The following is a 17,434-nucleotide window of genomic DNA, read 5'->3' on the forward strand; positions in this document are numbered from 1 at the left end:
GTGCGGTCGGTGCCGCAAGCGGCAGGGGATGCACGGCACGTGCTGCGGGAGCGTGAAGCGGGAAGGACAGCTCTGGAACGGGATCTGGCGCCCAGTGCCGGTTGTCGGAAAGCGGGATGTCCTTCTGCCCGTCGGGGGCGCAGGGCGTGCGCGCATCCGACGGGCGGTGAGTCCGGTTATTTACCGAACTCGACTCGTTGCTGATGAATCAGCGACTGGTATTTGGGCATCTGCCGTCCGCTGGAGCGCATGCCGTCGTCCTGGTAACTCGGGCCGGACGCGGTGGGTTCTTCCTGGACCATTCTGGTGAAACTCTCGCTGGAATCCTCCCTCATTTGCAGGAGTTGCTGGTTGCGTATCCGGTAGTCGTCCAGGCGGTCGCTTCCATTCTCCGCGAGGACCGTAACCGGTCCCGTTGTCACCGCCAGGGCCAGAAGCAGGCCGCTGAGGGTCGTTGTGCTGAATGTCGATTTCATCGTCGTGTCCTCTTGTTTCCAACTCGTCCCCCACGTGTTGGACGGACAGCATCGGCTTTTATTACAACGCGCGGAGAAACCCGGATAGGTGGTTGGAAAATGGACCGGTGGGCTTTTGCAAGGCTTTGATTGGCATGGGGATTTCCGGAGTTTATGCCCGTTTTTGAACCTTGCCCCCGGCGCCTCTCCCGCAGGCGGGCGAGGGGTGACTCGAGCCGGTGAGTACAAGCCATCCGGAGGCACACACTGGCCTGACCCCTGGCGGAAACGTCAGGAGGGAGCCCTTTTGGCATCTTTTGGGTGGAGCGGCATTCCGACGACTGCCAAAAGAGACGCGCCGGGAGGCGAAACCAGAAACTTCTGCAGCACTCGGTAAGCAGCTTGGCTCAGGACTTTCTGGCAACACTTAACGGCGAGAGAGCCAAAAAAATACGCCCCCGCCAAGAAGGACAGGGGCGCCGCGTGGATTCCTCGTCCGTGAGGATTGGGGAGTCGCGGATCAAGCGTTCGGGGAATGTTCCCCATGCTCTTTCCAGCCGCCGCCAAGGGCCTTGTAGAGGTTCACTTCGCTGGCCAGCTGGTTGAGGCGGTCGCCGATCAGTTGCTGACGGGCGTTGAACAGCTGACGCTGTGCATCCAGCAGGGTCAGGTAGCTGTCTACGCCAGTGCGGTAGCGGCGTTCGGCGAGGCGGTAGTACTCCTCGGTGGTCTTCACCAGGGCGCGCTGGGAGTCCAGTTGCTGGTGGTAGGTGGTACGTGCGGCGAGACCGTCGGCGACTTCCTGGAAGGCGACCTGGATGGCCTTCTCGTACTGCGCCACCTGGATGTCCTTCTGCAGCTCGGTGTAATCGAGATTCGCCTTGAGTCGACCGGCGGTGAAGATCGGCAGGCTGATGCTCGGCTGGAACAGCCAGCTGCCCGAGCCGGCATCGAACAGGCCGGACAACTCGTTGCTCATGGTGCCGGCGTTGGCGGTCAGGCTGACGCTGGGGAAGAACGCCGCGCGTGCCGCGCCGATGTTGGCGTTGGCCGATTTGAGCAGGTGCTCGGCCTGGACCACGTCCGGACGGCGTTGCAGCAGGTCGGACGGCAATCCCGGCGGTACTTCGGCCAGCAGGTCGGCGTCCAGCGCGAGGCCCTTGGGCAGGTCCGCCGGAATGCCGGTACCCACCAGTTGGGTCAGTGCGTTGCGGTCCTGGGCCACCAGGCGGGTGTACTGCGCCAGGCTGACCTGGGTGCTTTCCACGGCGGTGCGGGCCTGGCTCAGCGCGAGGGCATCGGCAACGCCCACGTCGAAGCTGCGCTTGGTGAGGGCGTAGCTTTCCTCGTAGGTCTTCAGGGTGTCCCGGGTCAGTTGCAGCAGGGCCTGGTCGGCTTGCCAGTCGAGGTAGGCGGTAGCCACCGAGGCCACCAGGCTGATCTGGGTGCTGCGGCGGGCCTGTTCGGTGGCGAAGTACTGTTCCAGCGCCTGTTCGTTGAGGCTGCGCAGGCGGCCGAAGAAGTCCAGCTCCCAGGCATTGGTGCCGAGGGTGGCGCTGTACTGGCCGCTGGTGGTGGCCTCACCGCTCTGGCTCAGAGAGCCGGGCAGGCGCTGGCGGGTGCCGCCGCCGTCAGCCGAGATGCTCGGGAACAGCTCGGAACGCTGGATGCGGTAGAGCGCACGATAGGCCTCGACGTTCAGCGCGGCGGTGCGCAGGTCGCGGTTGTTGTCCAGGGCGAGCTGCACCAGTTGGCGCAGTGCAGGGTCCTGGAAGAACTCGTTCCAGTCCAGGTCGGCCGCGGCGGTGCTCACCTGGGCCTCGCCCTGGCTGTACGCCTCGCCCTCGGGCCAGGCGTTCTCTACCGGCGCCTCCGGGCGCTGGTAGTCGGGGATCATGGAGCAGCCACCGAGCAGGGTCGCGGCGATGGCCAGGGAAATCAGGGAACGCCTCACTGCAGGGCCTCCTTCTTGATCGCAGCCTTGCTCGCCTTGTCCTTGAACAGCGAGCAGACCAGCACGTAGAACAACGGCACCCAGAAAATGGCCAGGACGGTCGCGGTGAGCATGCCGCCGATCACGCCGGTACCAATGGCGTGCTGGCTGCCGGAGCCGGCACCGTTGGAGATGGCCAGGGGCACCACGCCGAGGATGAACGCCAGCGAGGTCATGATGATCGGGCGCAGGCGCATGCGGCAGGCTTCCACGGCGGCGTCGAACAGGCTCTTGCCCTGTTCGTGCAGCTCCTTGGCGAACTCGACGATGAGGATCGCGTTCTTCGCCGAGAGACCGATGGTGGTGAGCAGGCCCACCTGGAAGAACACGTCGTTGGACAGGCCACGCATGCTGGTGAACATCAGTGCACCGATCACACCCAGCGGCACTACGAGCATCACCGAGAACGGAATCGACCAGCTCTCGTAGAGCGCCGCCAGGCAAAGGAACACCACCAGCAACGACAACGCGTAGAGGGCCGGGGCCTGGGAGCCGGACAGGCGTTCCTCGTAGGAGAGACCGGTCCAGGAGTAGCCGACACCCGCCGGCAGCTGCTTGGCGATCTCTTCCACGGCGGCCATGGCTTCACCCGAGCTGTGGCCCGGAGCGGCCTCGCCGAGGATTTCCACCGCCGGCACGCCGTTGTAGCGGGCCAGCTTGGGCGCGCCGTAGGTCCATTCACCACTGGCGAAGGCGCTGAACGGCACCATCTGGCCCTGATCGTTGCGCACGAACCACTTGTTCAGGTCTTCCGGATTCATCCGTGCTTCGGGTTCGCCCTGCAGGTAGACCTTCTTCACCCGACCACGGTCGATGAAGTCGTTTACGTAGCTGGCACCCCAGGCGATGGATACGGTGTTGTTGATGTCGGACAGGGAAATCCCGTGGGCACGGGCCTTTTCGTCGTCGATCAGCAGCTGGTACTGGGGCTCGTCGCGCAGGCCGTTGGCGCGCACGCGGTTGAGTACCGGGTCCTTCGCCGCCAGTTCGAGGAACTGGTCACGGGCCGCGTTGAGCGCCTCATGGCCGACGCCGGCGCGGTCCTGCAGGAACAGGTTGAAGCCGGTGGCGTTGCCAAGCTCCATCACTGCCGGCGGGGCGAAGGCGAAGACCATCGCATCGCGGAAGCTGAAGAAGTGTTGCTGCGCACGTTGGGCCAGGTCGAACACGCTCTGGCCTTCCGAAGTTCGCTCTTCCCACGGCTTGAGCATGATGAAGGCCATGCCCGAGCTCTGGCCGCGACCGGCGAAGTTGAAACCGGTGACGGTGAACACGGACTTCACGGTGTCCTTCTCGTTCTCCAGCAGGTATTCGCGCATCTGGTCCACGACCACCTGGGTACGCTCGGCGCTGGCGCCGGACGGCGTCTGCACCTGGGCGAAGAGCACGCCCTGGTCTTCCTCGGGGAGGAAGGCGGTAGGGATGCGGGTGAACAGCCAGCCCATGGCGACCAGGATCACCACGTAGAGCATCAGGTAGGGCGCCTTGCGCTTGAGCACGCCACGCACGCCGCGCTCGTAGCTCTGCACACTGCGGTCGAAGCTGCGGTTGAACCAGCCGAAGAAGCCGCGCTTCTCATGGTGGCCCTTGGCGATGGGCTTGAGCAGGGTGGCGCACAGGGCCGGGGTGAAGATCAGTGCGACCAGCACCGACAGGGCCATGGCCGAGACGATGGTGATGGAGAACTGTCGGTAGATCACGCCCGTGGAGCCACCGAAGAAGGCCATCGGCAGGAACACCGCCGAGAGCACCAGGGCAATACCCACCAGCGCACCCTGGATCTGGCCCATGGATTTGCGCGTGGCTTCCAGCGGCGACAGGCCTTCCTCGGCCATCACCCGCTCGACGTTTTCCACCACCACGATGGCGTCATCCACCAGCAGGCCGATGGCGAGCACCATGGCGAACATGGTCAGGGTGTTGATGGTGAAACCGAACATCGCCAGCACACCGAAGGTGCCGAGCAGCACCACCGGCACCGCGAGGGTCGGGATGATGGTGGCGCGGAAGTTCTGCAGGAACAGGAACATCACCAGGAACACCAGGACGATGGCTTCGCCCAAGGTGTGGATAACGCCCTCGATGGAGGCGGAAACCACCGGGGTGGTGTCATAGGGGAAGACCACTTTCATCCCGGCGGGGAAGAAGGGTTCCAGCTCCTTGATGGTGGCGCGGATAGCCTTGGCGGTATCCAGGGCGTTGGCGCCTGTAGCCAGCTTGATGGCCATGCCGGAGGCCGGTTTGCCGTTGAACTGGGCACTGATGCTGTAGTTCTCGCCGCCCAGTTCGATCTTCGCCACGTCCTGCAGGCGCACCTGGGAGCCGTCGCGGTTCACCTTCAGCAGGATGTTGCCGAACTGCTCGGGAGTCTGCAGGCGGGTCTTGCCGATGATGGTGGCGTTCAGCTGGGTCCCGGGGGAGGCGGGCAGGCCGCCGAGCTGGCCGGAGGAGATCTGTACGTTCTGCGCCTGGATGGCGGTCTTCACATCCACCGGCGTCAGCTGGTAGTTGTTCAGTCGTGCCGGGTCCAGCCAGATGCGCATGGCGTACTGGGCGCCGAACACCTGGAAGTCACCCACGCCCTTGGTCCGCGAAATCGGGTCCTGGATGTTGGAGACGATGTAGTTGGCCAGGTCGTTCTTGTCCATGCTGCCGTCTTCGGACACGACGCCGATGACCAGCAGGAAGTTCTTCACCGCCTTGGTCACGCGGATGCCCTGCTGCTGCACTTCCTGCGGAAGCAGCGGGGTGGCCAGCTGGAGCTTGTTCTGCACCTGCACCTGGGCGATGTCAGGGTTGGTGCCCTGCTCGAAGGTGGCGGTGATGGTCATGCTGCCGTCGGAGTTGCTCTCCGAGGAGATGTAGCGCAGGCCGTCGATGCCATTGAGCTGCTGCTCGATGATCTGCACCACGGTGTCCTGCACCGTCTGCGCCGAGGCACCGGGGTAGCTGACCTGGATACCGACCGCAGGCGCGGCGATGCTGGGGTACTGGTTGATCGGCAACTTGAGGATGGACAGGCCGCCGGCGAGCATGATCACCAGCGCGATCACCCAGGCGAAGATCGGGCGATCGATGAAGAATCTCGACATCTATGGGCTCCTCAGTGGCTCTTGGCCAGGTTGTCACCCGCGGGTTGCTGGGCAGCCACGTTGGTCGCCGGCGCAGCATTCACTTCGACGCCCGGGCGCACGAACTGCAGGCCTTCGGTGATCAGGCGATCGCCGGGGTTGAGTCCATCGCTGACCAGCCAGCGGTCACCGACAGTGCGTTCGGCCTTGAGGTGGCGCAGTTCGACCTTGTTCTCGGCGTTCACCACCATGGCAGTGGCCTGTCCCTTGAGGTCGCGGGTCACGCCTTGCTGCGGCGCGAGGATGGCTTCCTGCTTCACCGCCGAGCCGAGGCGGGCGTGGACGAACATGCCAGGCAACAGGTTGTGCTCCGGGTTGGGGAAGACTGCGCGCAGGGTCACCGAGCCGGTACCTTCGTCCACCGAGACTTCGGAGAACTCCAGGCTGCCCTTGTGCGGGTACTCGCTGCCGTCTTCGAGCAGCAGGGACACCTTGGCGCCGCTGGCACCGGCCTTCTCCAGTTGGCCTTCGGCCATTTCCCGGCGCAGGCGCAGCAGGTCCTTGGTGGACTGGGTCACGTCGACGTAGATCGGGTCGAGCTGCTGGATGGTGGCCATGGCCAGGGTCTGGCCATTGCTCACCAACGCGCCTTCAGTGACCGCCGAGCGGCCGACACGTCCGGAAATGGGGGCCAGCACCTTGGTGTAGCGCAAGTCGATCTTCGCCTTCTCCAGCGCAGCCTCGGCCTGCAGGCGAGCGGCCTGGGACTCGTCGTAGGCCTGCTTGCTCACGGCCTGGTCGCTGACCAGGTCCTTGTAACGATCCGCCAGGGACTGTGCCGAGGCGAGGCTCGCCTGGGCACTCTTGAAGGTGGCGGAGTAGACGGACGGGTCGATCTGATAGAGCTGCTGCCCGGCCTTGACCTCGCTGCCTTCGGTGAACAGGCGCTTCTGGATGATGCCGTCGACCTGCGGACGCACTTCGGCGATGCGGTAGGCGCTCGTGCGGCCGGGGAGTTCGGTGGTCAGGGTGAAGCTCTGGGGCTGTAGGGTGACGACGCCGACCTTGGGCGTCTGGGCGGGCGGGGGAGCCGAGGCTTCCTGGCAGCCGGTCAGGGCGAGCGTGGCCAGTGCGATGGCGGAAACCAAGGCGGCAAAGGCTGGCTTCATGGGCATCTGAAGGGACCTCATTTTTTCTGGGGTTCAGCTTTCGGAAGGAAAGCTAGGCGCAGGGCAGGTTCTGGATTCTTGCGAAGGTGTATGAATATACTTACATGCGTGAATGTTTGTAAATTGAATCTTCTGTTGCCGATGTCAGAATTTATTACTGCGGTAAGAGGATTTTTCTTTTGTTAGCAATCAGATAGGTACCAGTGGCGAATGGCCAGACGCACCAAAGAAGAAGCCGAAGAAACCCGCGTGCAGATACTCGACGCCACCGAGCGGGTATTTCACGAAAAGGGTGTTTCCCGCGCTTCGCTGGCGGAAATCGCTGCTGCTGCCGGTGTGAGTCGAGGCGCCATCTACTGGCACTTCGAGAACAAGAACGACCTGTTCCAGGCCATGCTCGAACGCATCCACACGCCCCTGGAGCAACTCGCCCGCGCCAGTGAGAGCGAAGACGAACCCGACCCGCTGGGGCGCATGCACCAGTTGCTGGTGCGCTTGCTCAAACGCGTGGAGCTGGACCCGCAGAGCCGGCGCATCCACGAGATCCTCCGTTTCAAGGTGGAATACACCGAGGAACTGGGCGACCTGCGCCAGCAGATGCAGGACCTCAGCGCGGAGTGTGACGAGCGGATCGCCAAGGCACTGCGCAACGCAGTGAGTCGAGGCCAGTTGCCCAGTGACCTGGACTGCCGCCGTGCCGCCGTCAGCGTGCATGCCTATATCGAAGGCATCCAGACCAACTGGCTGTTGGTGCCCAACGGCTATTCCCTGGCGGACGAGGCGGAAAGCCTGGTTAACAGCCTGATGGACATGCTGACTTTCAGCCCGGCGCTGCGGGTCAGAAGCGCCTGAAATCTCGCCTTTACCCTTCTGTGTCATTTATCCGGCGCCAGTTTCGCTTTCCTGGCGTCTTCTTCGCCCCTCCGCACTTTCCCCAAAAGTGGGTAAAGCCGCTCTAGAACAAGGCTTTCGACCTTGATGAGAAGCGCTCTCGCCAGAGTGCCCCATGTCGTCGGTCGGGGTTAATCCCGCAACCGTCCGGCAGGAGGGGTTCCAGGCTGGCGGTGCGTCAGAGTCTTGGCTAAGGATGTGTGTAGGCTTCTGTGGGGGCAGCGCCGTTTTCGCTCCAGGGGCTCGAATTATAAAAAGGCGGCCGCACCAGGGCCGAACCCATCACTCCTTCAATGGAGCGCCGAGATGAAGAATTTCTCGCAGCCCCGTACAGAACTGTCCGAAGCCCTGAATCGCCTGCGCCACACTTTCTATGTGATCGGCGGGTTCAGCGGCGTCATCAACCTGATGATGCTGGCGCCGGCGCTCTACATGCTGCAGGTCTACGACCGTGTGCTGGCGAGCAGCAACATCACTACCCTGGTGATGCTGACGGTGCTGATGCTCGGGCTCTACGTGCTCATGTCATTGCTGGAAGTGGTGCGTTCTACCGTGCTCATCCGCCTTGGCAACCGGCTGGACATGAGTCTGAACAAGCGCATCTTCAACGCCTCCTTCGAACGCAACCTGCGCCGCGCCGGTGGCAATCCGGCCCAGGCTCTCCAGGACCTGTCCCAGGTTCGCCAATTCCTTACCGGCAATGGCCTGTTCGCTTTCTTCGACGCGCCCTGGACGCCCATCTACCTGCTGGTGATCTTCCTCGTGCACCCCTTGCTGGGCATCGTCACCCTGGTCGGCTCGGTCATTCTCTTCGGCCTGGCGCTGCTCACCGAGGTGGTCACCCGTGGCCCGTTGATGGAAGCCAACCAGGCCTCGATGGCCTCCGGTTCCTTCGCCAACAACAACCTGCGCAATACCGAGGTGATCGAGGCAATGGGCATGCTGCCGGCGATTCGCGAGCGCTGGTACAGCAGCCATCAGCGCATCCTGGAGAAGCAGACTCTGGCCTCGGACCGCGCCGCCTATATCAACGGTGCCAGCCGCTTCGTGCGGATCACCCTGCAGTCGCTGATCCTGGGCGCCGGCGCGCTGTTGGCGATCAAGGGCGAGATCACCGCGGGGATGATGATCGCCAGTTCGGTGCTTAGCGGTCGCGCCATGGCACCGGTGGAGCAGGCCATCGGCGTATGGAAGCAGTTGCTCTCCGCTCGCGCCTCCTGGGAGCGGCTGTCCAAGCTGCTGGCGGACTTCCCCGCCCGCAAGGACGCCATGGCACTGCCCAAACCCATGGGTGCGCTGTCGGTGGAACAGGCCATGTCCACGGCGCCCGGCGGCACCACCACCATCTTGCGTGGGGTCAATTTCGGCCTGGCTCCGGGTGAAGCGCTCGGCATCATCGGCCCGTCGGCCGCCGGCAAATCGACCCTGGCCCGGTTGCTGGTTGGTGTCTGGCCGGCGCAAGCGGGGACGGTGCGCCTGGACGGTGCCGATATCTTCCAGTGGAACAAGGCAGAGCTTGGTCCCTGGATCGGCTACCTGCCTCAGGATGTGGAATTGTTCGAGGGCACCATTGCCGACAACATCGCCCGTTTCGGCGAGGTGAACAGCGAAGAGGTGATCCTGGCGGCCAAGCGTGCCGGGGTACACGAGATGATCCTGCGCTTCGACAAGGGTTACGACACGACCCTTGGCCTCGACGGCAGCCCGCTCTCCGGCGGACAGAAGCAGCGCATCGCCCTGGCCCGGGCCATTTATGGCGATCCGTCGATGATCGTGCTCGACGAGCCCAACGCCAACCTCGACGACGTGGGCGAAGCAGCGCTGGTTGAAGCCATCCTCGACCTGAAGAAGCGCGGCAAGACGCTGATCCTGATTTCCCATCGCCCCAGCGTGCTCAGCACGGTGGACAAGGTCCTGCTGCTGCGCGACGGCGGCATGCAGATGTTCGGTCCTCGTGACGAGGTCTTCTCAGCACTGCGCCAGGCCAGCGTCATGCCCTCCGTGGGCACGCCAAACCTCGCGTCCATGCGCGCCAAGGAGTAATCGATCATGCAAGCGGCAAGCGAAAGCAAGGCCCTGGTACCGGTCGAACAACCGACACAGGTGGACATGGATGACACTCGACCGGCCCGTTGGGGTGTCTGGATGGTGCTGGCCGGATTCGGCGGCTTCCTGGTGTGGGCCGTGCTGGCCCCGCTGGACGCCGGCGTCGTGGCCAACGCCACGGTCAACGTCACCAATGCGCGCAAGACGGTACAGCACCTCACCGGCGGCGAGGTGGACGCCATCCTCGTGCGCGAAGGCGACAAGGTGCGCGCCGGCCAGGAACTGGTGCGCCTGGACCCGACCCAGGCGATCGCCGAGCAGGGCGCCCTGAGCTCCCAGTACATCGTCGCCAAGACCGTGGAAGATCGCCTGGTCGCTGAGCGCGATGGCGCCGACACCGTGACCTTCGCCCCGGAACTGCTGGAGCGCTACGCCGGCGACCCACGCCTGATGGAATCCATCGCTCTGCAGCAGCGGCTGTTCCAGACCCGGCGCAGGGCGCTGCTGGGTGAGATCGGCATCCTCCACGAGAACCTCAACGGTGCCGAAGAGCAGCTCAAGGGCCTGCGCCAGGTCCAGGCCACCCGTGCCAGTCAGTCGAGCCTGCTGGGTCAGGAGCTGGAAGGTGTGCGCAGCCTGGCCGCCGAAGGTTACATCCCGCGCAACCGCATGCTCGAATTGGAACGCAATGCTTCGGAGCTGAATGGCTCCATGGCGCAGAACATTGCCGACATCGGTCGCACCCGGAACCAGATCGCCGAACTCAAGCTGCGCATCCTCCAACGCGAGCAGGACTTCCAGAAGGAAGTGGAATCCCAGCTGACCGACGTGCAGAAGGAAGCCACCTCCCTGGGCGAGCGCCTGCGTTCGGTGGACTACCAGGTGGAAAACACGGTTATCCGTTCGCCCATCGACGGCATCGTCCTGGGCCTGGACATCGCCACCGTGGGGGGCATCATTCAACCCGGTGCGCGGATCATGGACGTGATACCGGACAAGGAACCCCTGCAGGTGGACGCCCAGGTACCGGTGCAGGCCATCGACAAGATGGTGCCGGGGCTTGCGGTGGACATCACCTTCCCGGCCTTCAACCACGCGCAGACCCCGAACATTCCAGGACGGGTAATGACAGTCGCCGCTGACCGTCTGGTGGACGAAGCCAGCAAACAGCCCTATTACTTGACCCAGGTGGAAGTGACCGAAGAGGGCATGCGGATGCTTGGGCCAAACAATATCCGGGCAGGCATGCCGGCCACCGTGACCATCAAGACCGGTGAACGCAGCCTGATGAGTTACCTGATGAAACCGCTGCTGGGTCGTGTCGGAAGCGCATTCAAGGAGCAGTGAAATGAGAGCCCGGATGGCCATTGCCGGTTTGCTCGGAGCCGTCGCCATGCCCGCGACGGCCATGGACCTCAGCGAAGCCTGGGGCGTCTACCAGACCCAGGGACCGACCTATCTGGCATCGGTGCATGAACGCCAGGCCGGCCAGGAATACAAGGAACTGGGCAAGGCCGGCCTGCTGCCGAACATCAGCAGTACCGCCTACTGGAAACGGGTGGACGGCACCAGCGAGCAGGACAATGTCCTGGGCAACTCCGTGGAGAGCGACCTGGAGTACGACTCAAAGGGGGCGGTGGTGGAGTTGCGCCAACCGTTGTTCAACAAGCAGCGGATGGCCGAGTACCGCCAGGGCAAGCAACGCACCCTGTTCAGTGATGCGGTGTTCGACGCCAAGACCCAGGAATCGGCGGTCAGCCTGGCCGCCCGTTATTTCGCCGTGCTGCTGGCGCTGGAAACCATCGATCTGGCCGAGGTCAAGCTGAAGAACCTGGAGAACCAGGTGAAGGCCGCCAAGCGACGTTTCGAACTGGGCGACGGTACCGTGATCGACGTCGACCAGGCGTCTGCCAGACGCGACCTGGCCAAGGCCGAGCTGATCGAAGCCGAAGATAACCTGCTGGTGGCGCGACGCCTGCTGCAGGAGCTGCTTGGCGTGCTGCCAGAGGATATGTCCACCCTGCGTACCGAGTTCCCCACGCCGCCGCTGGAGCCACCGACCCTGCAGGACTGGATCAACGATGCGCGGGCCAACAACCCAACCATCATCGCCCGCAGCCGTAGCCTGGATATCGCGGTCGACGAGGTGGATCGGGCCAAAGCGGGACATTGGCCGACCCTGGATTTCGTCGCCGCCTACAACGATACGGAAAGCGACTCGGTTTCGACCCAGAACCAGACCAACAAATACGGTTCTGTCGGGGTGGAGTTACGTATCCCGATCTTCACCGGCGGCGCCACCAGCGCCCAGGTGCGCCAGGCTTCGGCTAACCGCGAGCTGGCCAACGACCAGCTGAACTCCAGCCGCGAGGAAGTGCTGTCCGGAACTACCCGCGAGTTCCGTGGGGTACAGAGTGGCGAGCAACGGGTACGCGCCCTGGAGACCGCGGTGGTGTCCAGCGAGCGGGCCCAGGAGTCCGCACGCAAGGGCTTCCAGGCCGGTACCAGTACCAACCTGGACATCCTCAATGCCGAGGAACAGGCCTTCATCGCCCGTCGGGACCTGCTGGAGGCCAAGCTGCGCTATTTGCTGTCGCGCTTGCGCCTGGCGGCGTCGGTGGGGTCGCTGGGCGAGGACGATATCCAGCAGGCCAATGCCTATCTGGGCCCGGCTATTCCGGTGCATCCGACCGTTCCAAGCGAGTAACACATAGCCCGGATGCAATCCGGGGAAACCGGGCGGGGTGCCCGGATTTCATCCGGGCTATGGCTTGAAAGACCTCAATCTCACTCATCAACGCGCCGCGCTTACCCCTTCCAGGGTGGCGAACGACGTGTCCTTGGCCGTCAGCAGGAAGTCGCGCATGAACGGGGCGTCCAGCATGTCGGCGCGGATCGCCGCGAACAGCGTGCAGTACAAACCCTTCTCACCCAGGCGTTTGGCCGTTACATAGCCCCGTGAGCTGTATTCGTGCAGCGCCCAGTTGGGCAGGCAGCAGACACCACGGCCGCTGGCCACCAGTTGCATCATCATCACCGTGAGCTCCGACGTGCGCACTTGAGCGGGTTCCACATCCGCCGGTTCCAGGAAGCGCGTGAAGATGTCCAGGCGATCGCGCTCCACCGGGTAGGTGATCAGGGTCAGGCTGGCCAGGTCCTCGGGGACGATGAACGGCTTGCTCGCCAGGGCATGCTGGTTGTCCACGGCCAGCAGGGCCTCGTAGGTGAAAAGCGGCACATAGGTGATGCCGGCGAGGTCCACCGGATCGGAGGTCACCACCAGGTCCAGGTCACCGCGGGCCAGGGCGGGCAGGGGGGCGAAAGAGAACCCGGACGCCAGGTCCAGCTCCACTTCCGGCCAGGCATCGCGAAACTGGTCGATGGTGGGCATCAGCCACTGGAAGCAGCTATGGCACTCGATGGCCATGTGCAGTCGGCCGGCGGTTCCTCCAGCCAGACGTGCCAGGTCACGCTCGGCACTGCGCAGTTGCGGCAACAGACTGTCGGCCAGTTGCAGTAGACGAAGGCCGGCGCTGGTGAAGCGAACCGGTTTGGTCTTGCGCACGAACAGCTGCATGCCCAGGCGCTCTTCCAGTTCCTTGAACTGGTGGGAGAGGGCGGACTGGGTGAGGTGCAGGCGTTCTGCGGCTTCCACCAGGCTGTCGGCCTCGCGCAAGGCGTGCAGGGTCTTGAGGTGGCGAAGCTCGAGCATGGCGGCCTCCATGAGCGGAATTTTAGAGAAACGCGAAGTTGTTGAGTTTGTCTCAAGTTGCAGGGGCTGTCGACAGCCGTCTTTGGTGTTGCTGCTGCAATTCGAGCCAGGTTGCTGATCCAGTTCTGCGGAGGCTTTCTGTTTCGCCTTGCCGGGCGATTCCCTTTTCCAATCGTCGAAAAGGAACCAAAAAACTTGCCCCTGCATCCGGAACTCGGCGTCCCCGTTTGCCTTCGCCAAACTCCCCTCACTCCAGCCTTGCTCCAGGGGCACGGCGCGAGGGGCCATCCATGGCCCCACACGCCTCTCGCGGCATCCATGCCGTTCGTCCCCTCTGCAACGATTCCGCTCGGCCTGCTGAAGGCGCAGGGTCGCTGCCCCACCTTCGTTACTCAATGTCAGGCCGCTGGTGGCTTCAGAGGGGTTTGTCCCTCATCGGCGCGAGTCACCCCTCGCCCGCCTGCGGGAGAGGGGCCGGGGGAGAGGGCCGCATCAGGTGGCGCAGCGTTTGGAACACTTGTCCTGGAGAGCTGCAGGATCAGCTGATCTTCCTGCCATGCACCTGCTGGTCGGCGTGGTACGAGGAACGAACCAGCGGGCCGGATGCCACGTTCGCAAACCCCATCTCAGCGCCCTTTTCGGCGAACCAGGCGAAAGTGTCGGGATGGACGAATCGCTGCACCGGCAAGTGGTTGCGGGACGGTTGCAGGTACTGACCAAGGGTGAGCATGTCGATCTCGTGTTCACGCATACGCTGCATGACTTCAATCACTTCTTCGTCTGTCTCGCCCAGACCGAGCATCAGGCCGGACTTGGTCGGAACACGGGGCACCCGTTGCTTGAACTTCTGCAGCAGGTCCAGCGACCACTCGAAATCCGACCCCGGACGCGAAGAGCGATAGAGGCGCGGTACGGTTTCCAGGTTGTGGTTGAACACATCCGGCGGTTCGCTGGCGGTGATTTCCAGGGCGATGTCCATGCGGCCACGGTAGTCCGGCACCAGGGTTTCCAGCTGGATGCCCGGCGACAGCTTGCGGATCTCGCGCAGGCAATTGGCGAAGTGCCGGGCACCGCCGTCGCGCAGGTCGTCGCGGTCTACCGAAGTGATCACCACGTATTTCAGGCGCAGGTCGGCGATGGCGATGGCGAGGTTCTTCGGCTCGTCGGCATCCAGCGGCTTCGGCCGGCCATGACCGACGTCGCAGAAGGGGCAGCGACGGGTACAGATGTCGCCCATGATCATGAAAGTGGCGGTGCCGCCGGAGAAGCACTCGCCCAGGTTCGGGCAGGACGCTTCCTCGCAAACGCTGTGCAGCTTGTGCTTGCGCAGCAATTGCTTGATGCGTGCGACCTCGGGCGAGGCGCTGATGGGCACGCGAATCCAGTCGGGTTTGCGCGGCACCTCCTCGGTGGGAATGATCTTCACCGGAATGCGCGCGACCTTCTCGGCGCCGCGCAGCTTCACGCCGGTTTGCAAGGGCTGTGGACGAGGAGGGATCTGGGTTTCGGTCATGCTCTTGCTCCGAAGGCTCGGGCGATTTTCGTAGGAGCGAGCTTGCTCGCGAAGCTGTTCGCGAGCAGAGCTCGCTCCTACCCGTTCAAGGAAGGCACCAGCCTTCAGCCGCGGTAGTAACGCTGCGGCACGAAGGGCGTCTTGGCCACTTTCATCGCCACGCGCTTGCCGCGCACCAGGGCCCAGACCTCGCTGTCCACGGCGGCATGGCTGGTGCTCACGTAGCCCATGGCGACCGGGGCGCCCAGGCTGGGGCCGAAGCCACCGCTGGAAACGCGGCCGATCACCGTGCCGTCGGCGTCGACGATCTCGGCGCCTTCGCGCACCGGCACACGTTCCTGCGGCAGCAGGCCGACGCGCTTGCTCGGCACGCCATCGCGCTGCTGGGCGAAGACCCGGCCGGCGCCAGGGAAATTGCCGGCGCGCAGGCCGTCGGCGCGGCGGGCCTTGGAGATGGCCCAGAGCAGGCTGGCTTCCACCGGGGTGGTGGCGGGGTTCATGTCGTGGCCGTAGAGGCACAGGCCGGCTTCCAGGCGCAGCGAGTCGCGCGCGCCAAGGCCGATCGGCTGGACTTCCGGCTGGGCCAGCAGGGTGCGTGCCAGGGCTTCGGCCTGGGCCACGGGCACGGAAATCTCGTAGCCGTCCTCGCCGGTGTAGCCGGAGCGGCTGACGTAGCACTCGACGCCCTCCAGGCGCACGCTGCCGAACTGCATGAAGGTCATCTTCTGCACTTCCGGGGCGAGGCGGCCGAGTACCGCGGCGGCCGCCGGACCTTGCAGGGCGAGCAGGGCGCGGGAGTCGAACAGCGATTCGATTTCGCACTGCTCGGCGAGGTGTTGCTTGAGGTGCGCCAGGTCCTGTTCCTTGCAGGCGGCGTTGACCACCAGGAACAGGGTGTCGTCCGCCAGGCGGGCGACCATCAGGTCGTCGAGGATGCCGCCGTTCTCGTCGGTGAACATCGCGTAGCGCTGGGTGCCCACCGGCAGGTCGAGGATGTCCACCGGCACCAGGCTCTCCAGGGCGCGGGCGGCGTTGTCGCCACGCAGGATGACCTGGCCCATGTGCGAGACGTCGAACAGGCCGGCCTGCTCGCGGGTGTGCAGGTGTTCCTTGAGCACGCCGAGGGGGTATTGCACCGGCATGTCGTAGCCGGCGAAGGGCACCATGCGGGCGCCGAGTTCGAGGTGCAGGGCGTGCAGCGGGGTCTTGGCGAGGTCGGTCATGTAAGGCTCCAAAGCAAAAGTCGGTGCGGGTTGGGGCAGCCCTCTCCCCCGGCCCCTCTCCCTGAAGGGCGAGGGGAGACAAGCTCCCTCTCCCGCGTGCGGGAGAGGGCTGGGGAGAAGGTGCTCTTCAGCATTCGATGATGTTCACGGCGAGGCCGCCGCGGGCGGTTTCCTTGTACTTGCTCTTCATGTCGGCACCGGTCTGGCGCATGGTGCGGATCACCTTGTCGAGCGAAATGAAGTGCTGGCCGTCACCGCGCAAGGCCATGCGCGCGGCGTTGATGGCCTTCACCGAACCCATGGCGTTGCGTTCGATGCAGGGCACCTGGACCAGGCCGCCGACCGGGTCGCAGGTCAGCCCGAGGTTGTGCTCCATGCCGATCTCGGCGGCGTTCTCCACCTGCTGCGGGGTGCCGCCGAGGACTTCGCAGAGGGCGCCGGCGGCCATCGAGCAGGCCACGCCGACCTCGCCCTGGCAGCCGACTTCGGCACCGGAGATGGAGGCGTTCTCCTTGTAGAGGATGCCGATGGCGGCGGCGGTGAGCAGGAAGCGCTCGACGCCGTCGTCGTTGGCGCCGGGCACGAAGCGGCTGTAGTAGTGCAGCACCGCCGGGACGATGCCGGCCGCGCCGTTGGTGGGCGCGGTGACCACGCGGCCGCCGGTGGCGTTTTCCTCGTTCACCGCGAGGGCATAGAGGTTGACCCAGTCGAGCACCGAGAGGCTGTCCTTGAGGCTGGCCTCCGGGTGTTCGCTGAGCTGGCGGTAGAGCGCGGCGGCGCGGCGCTTGACCTTGAGTCCGCCGGGCATGATGCCTTCCTTGCGGCAGCCGGTGGTGACGCAGTCCTGCATCACCTGCCAGATCTTCATCAGCCCGGCGCTGGTTTCCTCGGGGGTGCGCCAGGCCTTCTCGTTCTCGCGCATCAGGCCACTGACGGCGAGCCCGCTGGCGCTGCACTGGGCGAGCATGTCGCGCCCGGTCTTGAACGGGTAGGGCAGCGGCGTGCGGTCCTCGACGATGCGATCCAGGCCGGCGGCTTCCTCATCGACGACGAAGCCGCCGCCCACCGAGTAGTACTCGCGCGCGCGGATCTGGATGCCGGCGGCATCGAAGGCGCGGAAGATCATGCCGTTGGGGTGGTAGGGGAGCGGCTTGCGGATCAGCGCCAGGTGTTCCTTTTCCACGAAGTGGATGGGTTTCTCGCCCCCCAGACGCAGTTCGCCGCGCTGGCGAATGGCCGCGAGGCGCTCGTCCACTCGTTCGGTATCGACGGTGTCCGGCTGTTCGCCTTCCAGGCCGAGCAGCACGGCCTTGTCGCTGCCGTGGCCCTTGCCGGTGGCGCCGAGGGAGCCGTACAGCTCG

12 protein-coding genes are annotated in these 17,434 nt (G+C 64.6%); 4 read left to right on the forward strand and 8 right to left on the reverse strand.

The window, feature by feature from the left end:
- Window positions 1-176: 176 nt before the first annotated feature.
- The 4 genes from E8E75_RS02115 to E8E75_RS02130 form a co-directional block, all read right to left on the reverse strand.
- On the reverse strand, window positions 177-476 hold the full coding sequence (locus E8E75_RS02115) for a hypothetical protein (protein ID WP_120655028.1): 300 nt from the start codon (window positions 474-476) through the stop codon (window positions 177-179).
- A gap of 499 nt (window positions 477-975) precedes the next feature.
- On the reverse strand, window positions 976-2,409 hold the full coding sequence (locus E8E75_RS02120) for an AdeC/AdeK/OprM family multidrug efflux complex outer membrane factor (protein WP_280357859.1): 1,434 nt from the start codon (window positions 2,407-2,409) through the stop codon (window positions 976-978).
- On the reverse strand, window positions 2,406-5,540 hold the full coding sequence (locus E8E75_RS02125; protein ID WP_153920965.1) for an efflux RND transporter permease subunit: 3,135 nt from the start codon (window positions 5,538-5,540) through the stop codon (window positions 2,406-2,408). The genes E8E75_RS02120 and E8E75_RS02125 overlap by 4 nt, the downstream gene beginning before the upstream one ends.
- A gap of 11 nt (window positions 5,541-5,551) precedes the next feature.
- On the reverse strand, window positions 5,552-6,694 hold the full coding sequence (locus E8E75_RS02130; protein ID WP_120655031.1) for an efflux RND transporter periplasmic adaptor subunit: 1,143 nt from the start codon (window positions 6,692-6,694) through the stop codon (window positions 5,552-5,554).
- 204 nt (window positions 6,695-6,898) lie between these two features.
- On the opposite strand from E8E75_RS02130, the gene E8E75_RS02135 reads away from it, so the two are divergent.
- From E8E75_RS02135 to E8E75_RS02150, 4 genes are all read left to right on the forward strand, one after another.
- Window positions 6,899-7,540, forward strand: coding sequence for a TetR family transcriptional regulator (locus tag E8E75_RS02135; RefSeq protein ID WP_153920966.1), 642 nt, complete (start codon window positions 6,899-6,901; stop codon window positions 7,538-7,540).
- Between the two features lie 345 nt (window positions 7,541-7,885).
- Window positions 7,886-9,622, forward strand: a complete 1,737-nt coding sequence (locus E8E75_RS02140; protein WP_120655033.1) for a type I secretion system permease/ATPase — start codon at window positions 7,886-7,888, stop codon at window positions 9,620-9,622.
- A 6-nt stretch (window positions 9,623-9,628) separates the two neighbouring features.
- The gene (locus tag E8E75_RS02145) at window positions 9,629-10,972 is read left to right on the forward strand and encodes an HlyD family type I secretion periplasmic adaptor subunit (protein WP_153920968.1); all 1,344 of its coding nucleotides are present in this window, start codon (window positions 9,629-9,631) and stop codon (window positions 10,970-10,972) included.
- Window position 10,973: 1 nt separating this feature from the next.
- Window positions 10,974-12,332 carry a TolC family outer membrane protein gene (locus E8E75_RS02150; protein WP_153920970.1) on the forward strand — a complete coding sequence of 453 codons (1,359 nt, stop codon included), beginning with the start codon at window positions 10,974-10,976 and terminating at the stop codon, window positions 12,330-12,332.
- 87 nt (window positions 12,333-12,419) lie between these two features.
- On the opposite strand, the gene metR is transcribed toward E8E75_RS02150, so the two are convergent.
- The 4 genes from metR to E8E75_RS02170 all read right to left on the reverse strand — a co-directional run.
- The gene (metR, locus tag E8E75_RS02155) at window positions 12,420-13,337 is read right to left on the reverse strand and encodes a transcriptional regulator MetR (protein WP_120655036.1); all 918 of its coding nucleotides are present in this window, start codon (window positions 13,335-13,337) and stop codon (window positions 12,420-12,422) included.
- Between the two features lie 538 nt (window positions 13,338-13,875).
- Window positions 13,876-14,850, reverse strand: coding sequence for a lipoyl synthase (gene lipA / locus E8E75_RS02160; RefSeq protein WP_153920972.1), 975 nt, complete (start codon window positions 14,848-14,850; stop codon window positions 13,876-13,878).
- 104 nt (window positions 14,851-14,954) lie between these two features.
- On the reverse strand, window positions 14,955-16,073 hold the full coding sequence (gene gcvT / locus E8E75_RS02165; RefSeq protein ID WP_280357865.1) for a glycine cleavage system aminomethyltransferase GcvT: 1,119 nt from the start codon (window positions 16,071-16,073) through the stop codon (window positions 14,955-14,957).
- Window positions 16,074-16,200: 127 nt separating this feature from the next.
- On the reverse strand, window positions 16,201-17,434 hold a 1,234-nt coding region (locus E8E75_RS02170), incomplete at its 5' end, for an L-serine ammonia-lyase (RefSeq protein ID WP_280357867.1).

The sequence above is a fragment of the Pseudomonas sp. BN606 genome, assembly GCF_029873115.1.
Lineage (GTDB): Bacteria > Pseudomonadota > Gammaproteobacteria > Pseudomonadales > Pseudomonadaceae > Metapseudomonas.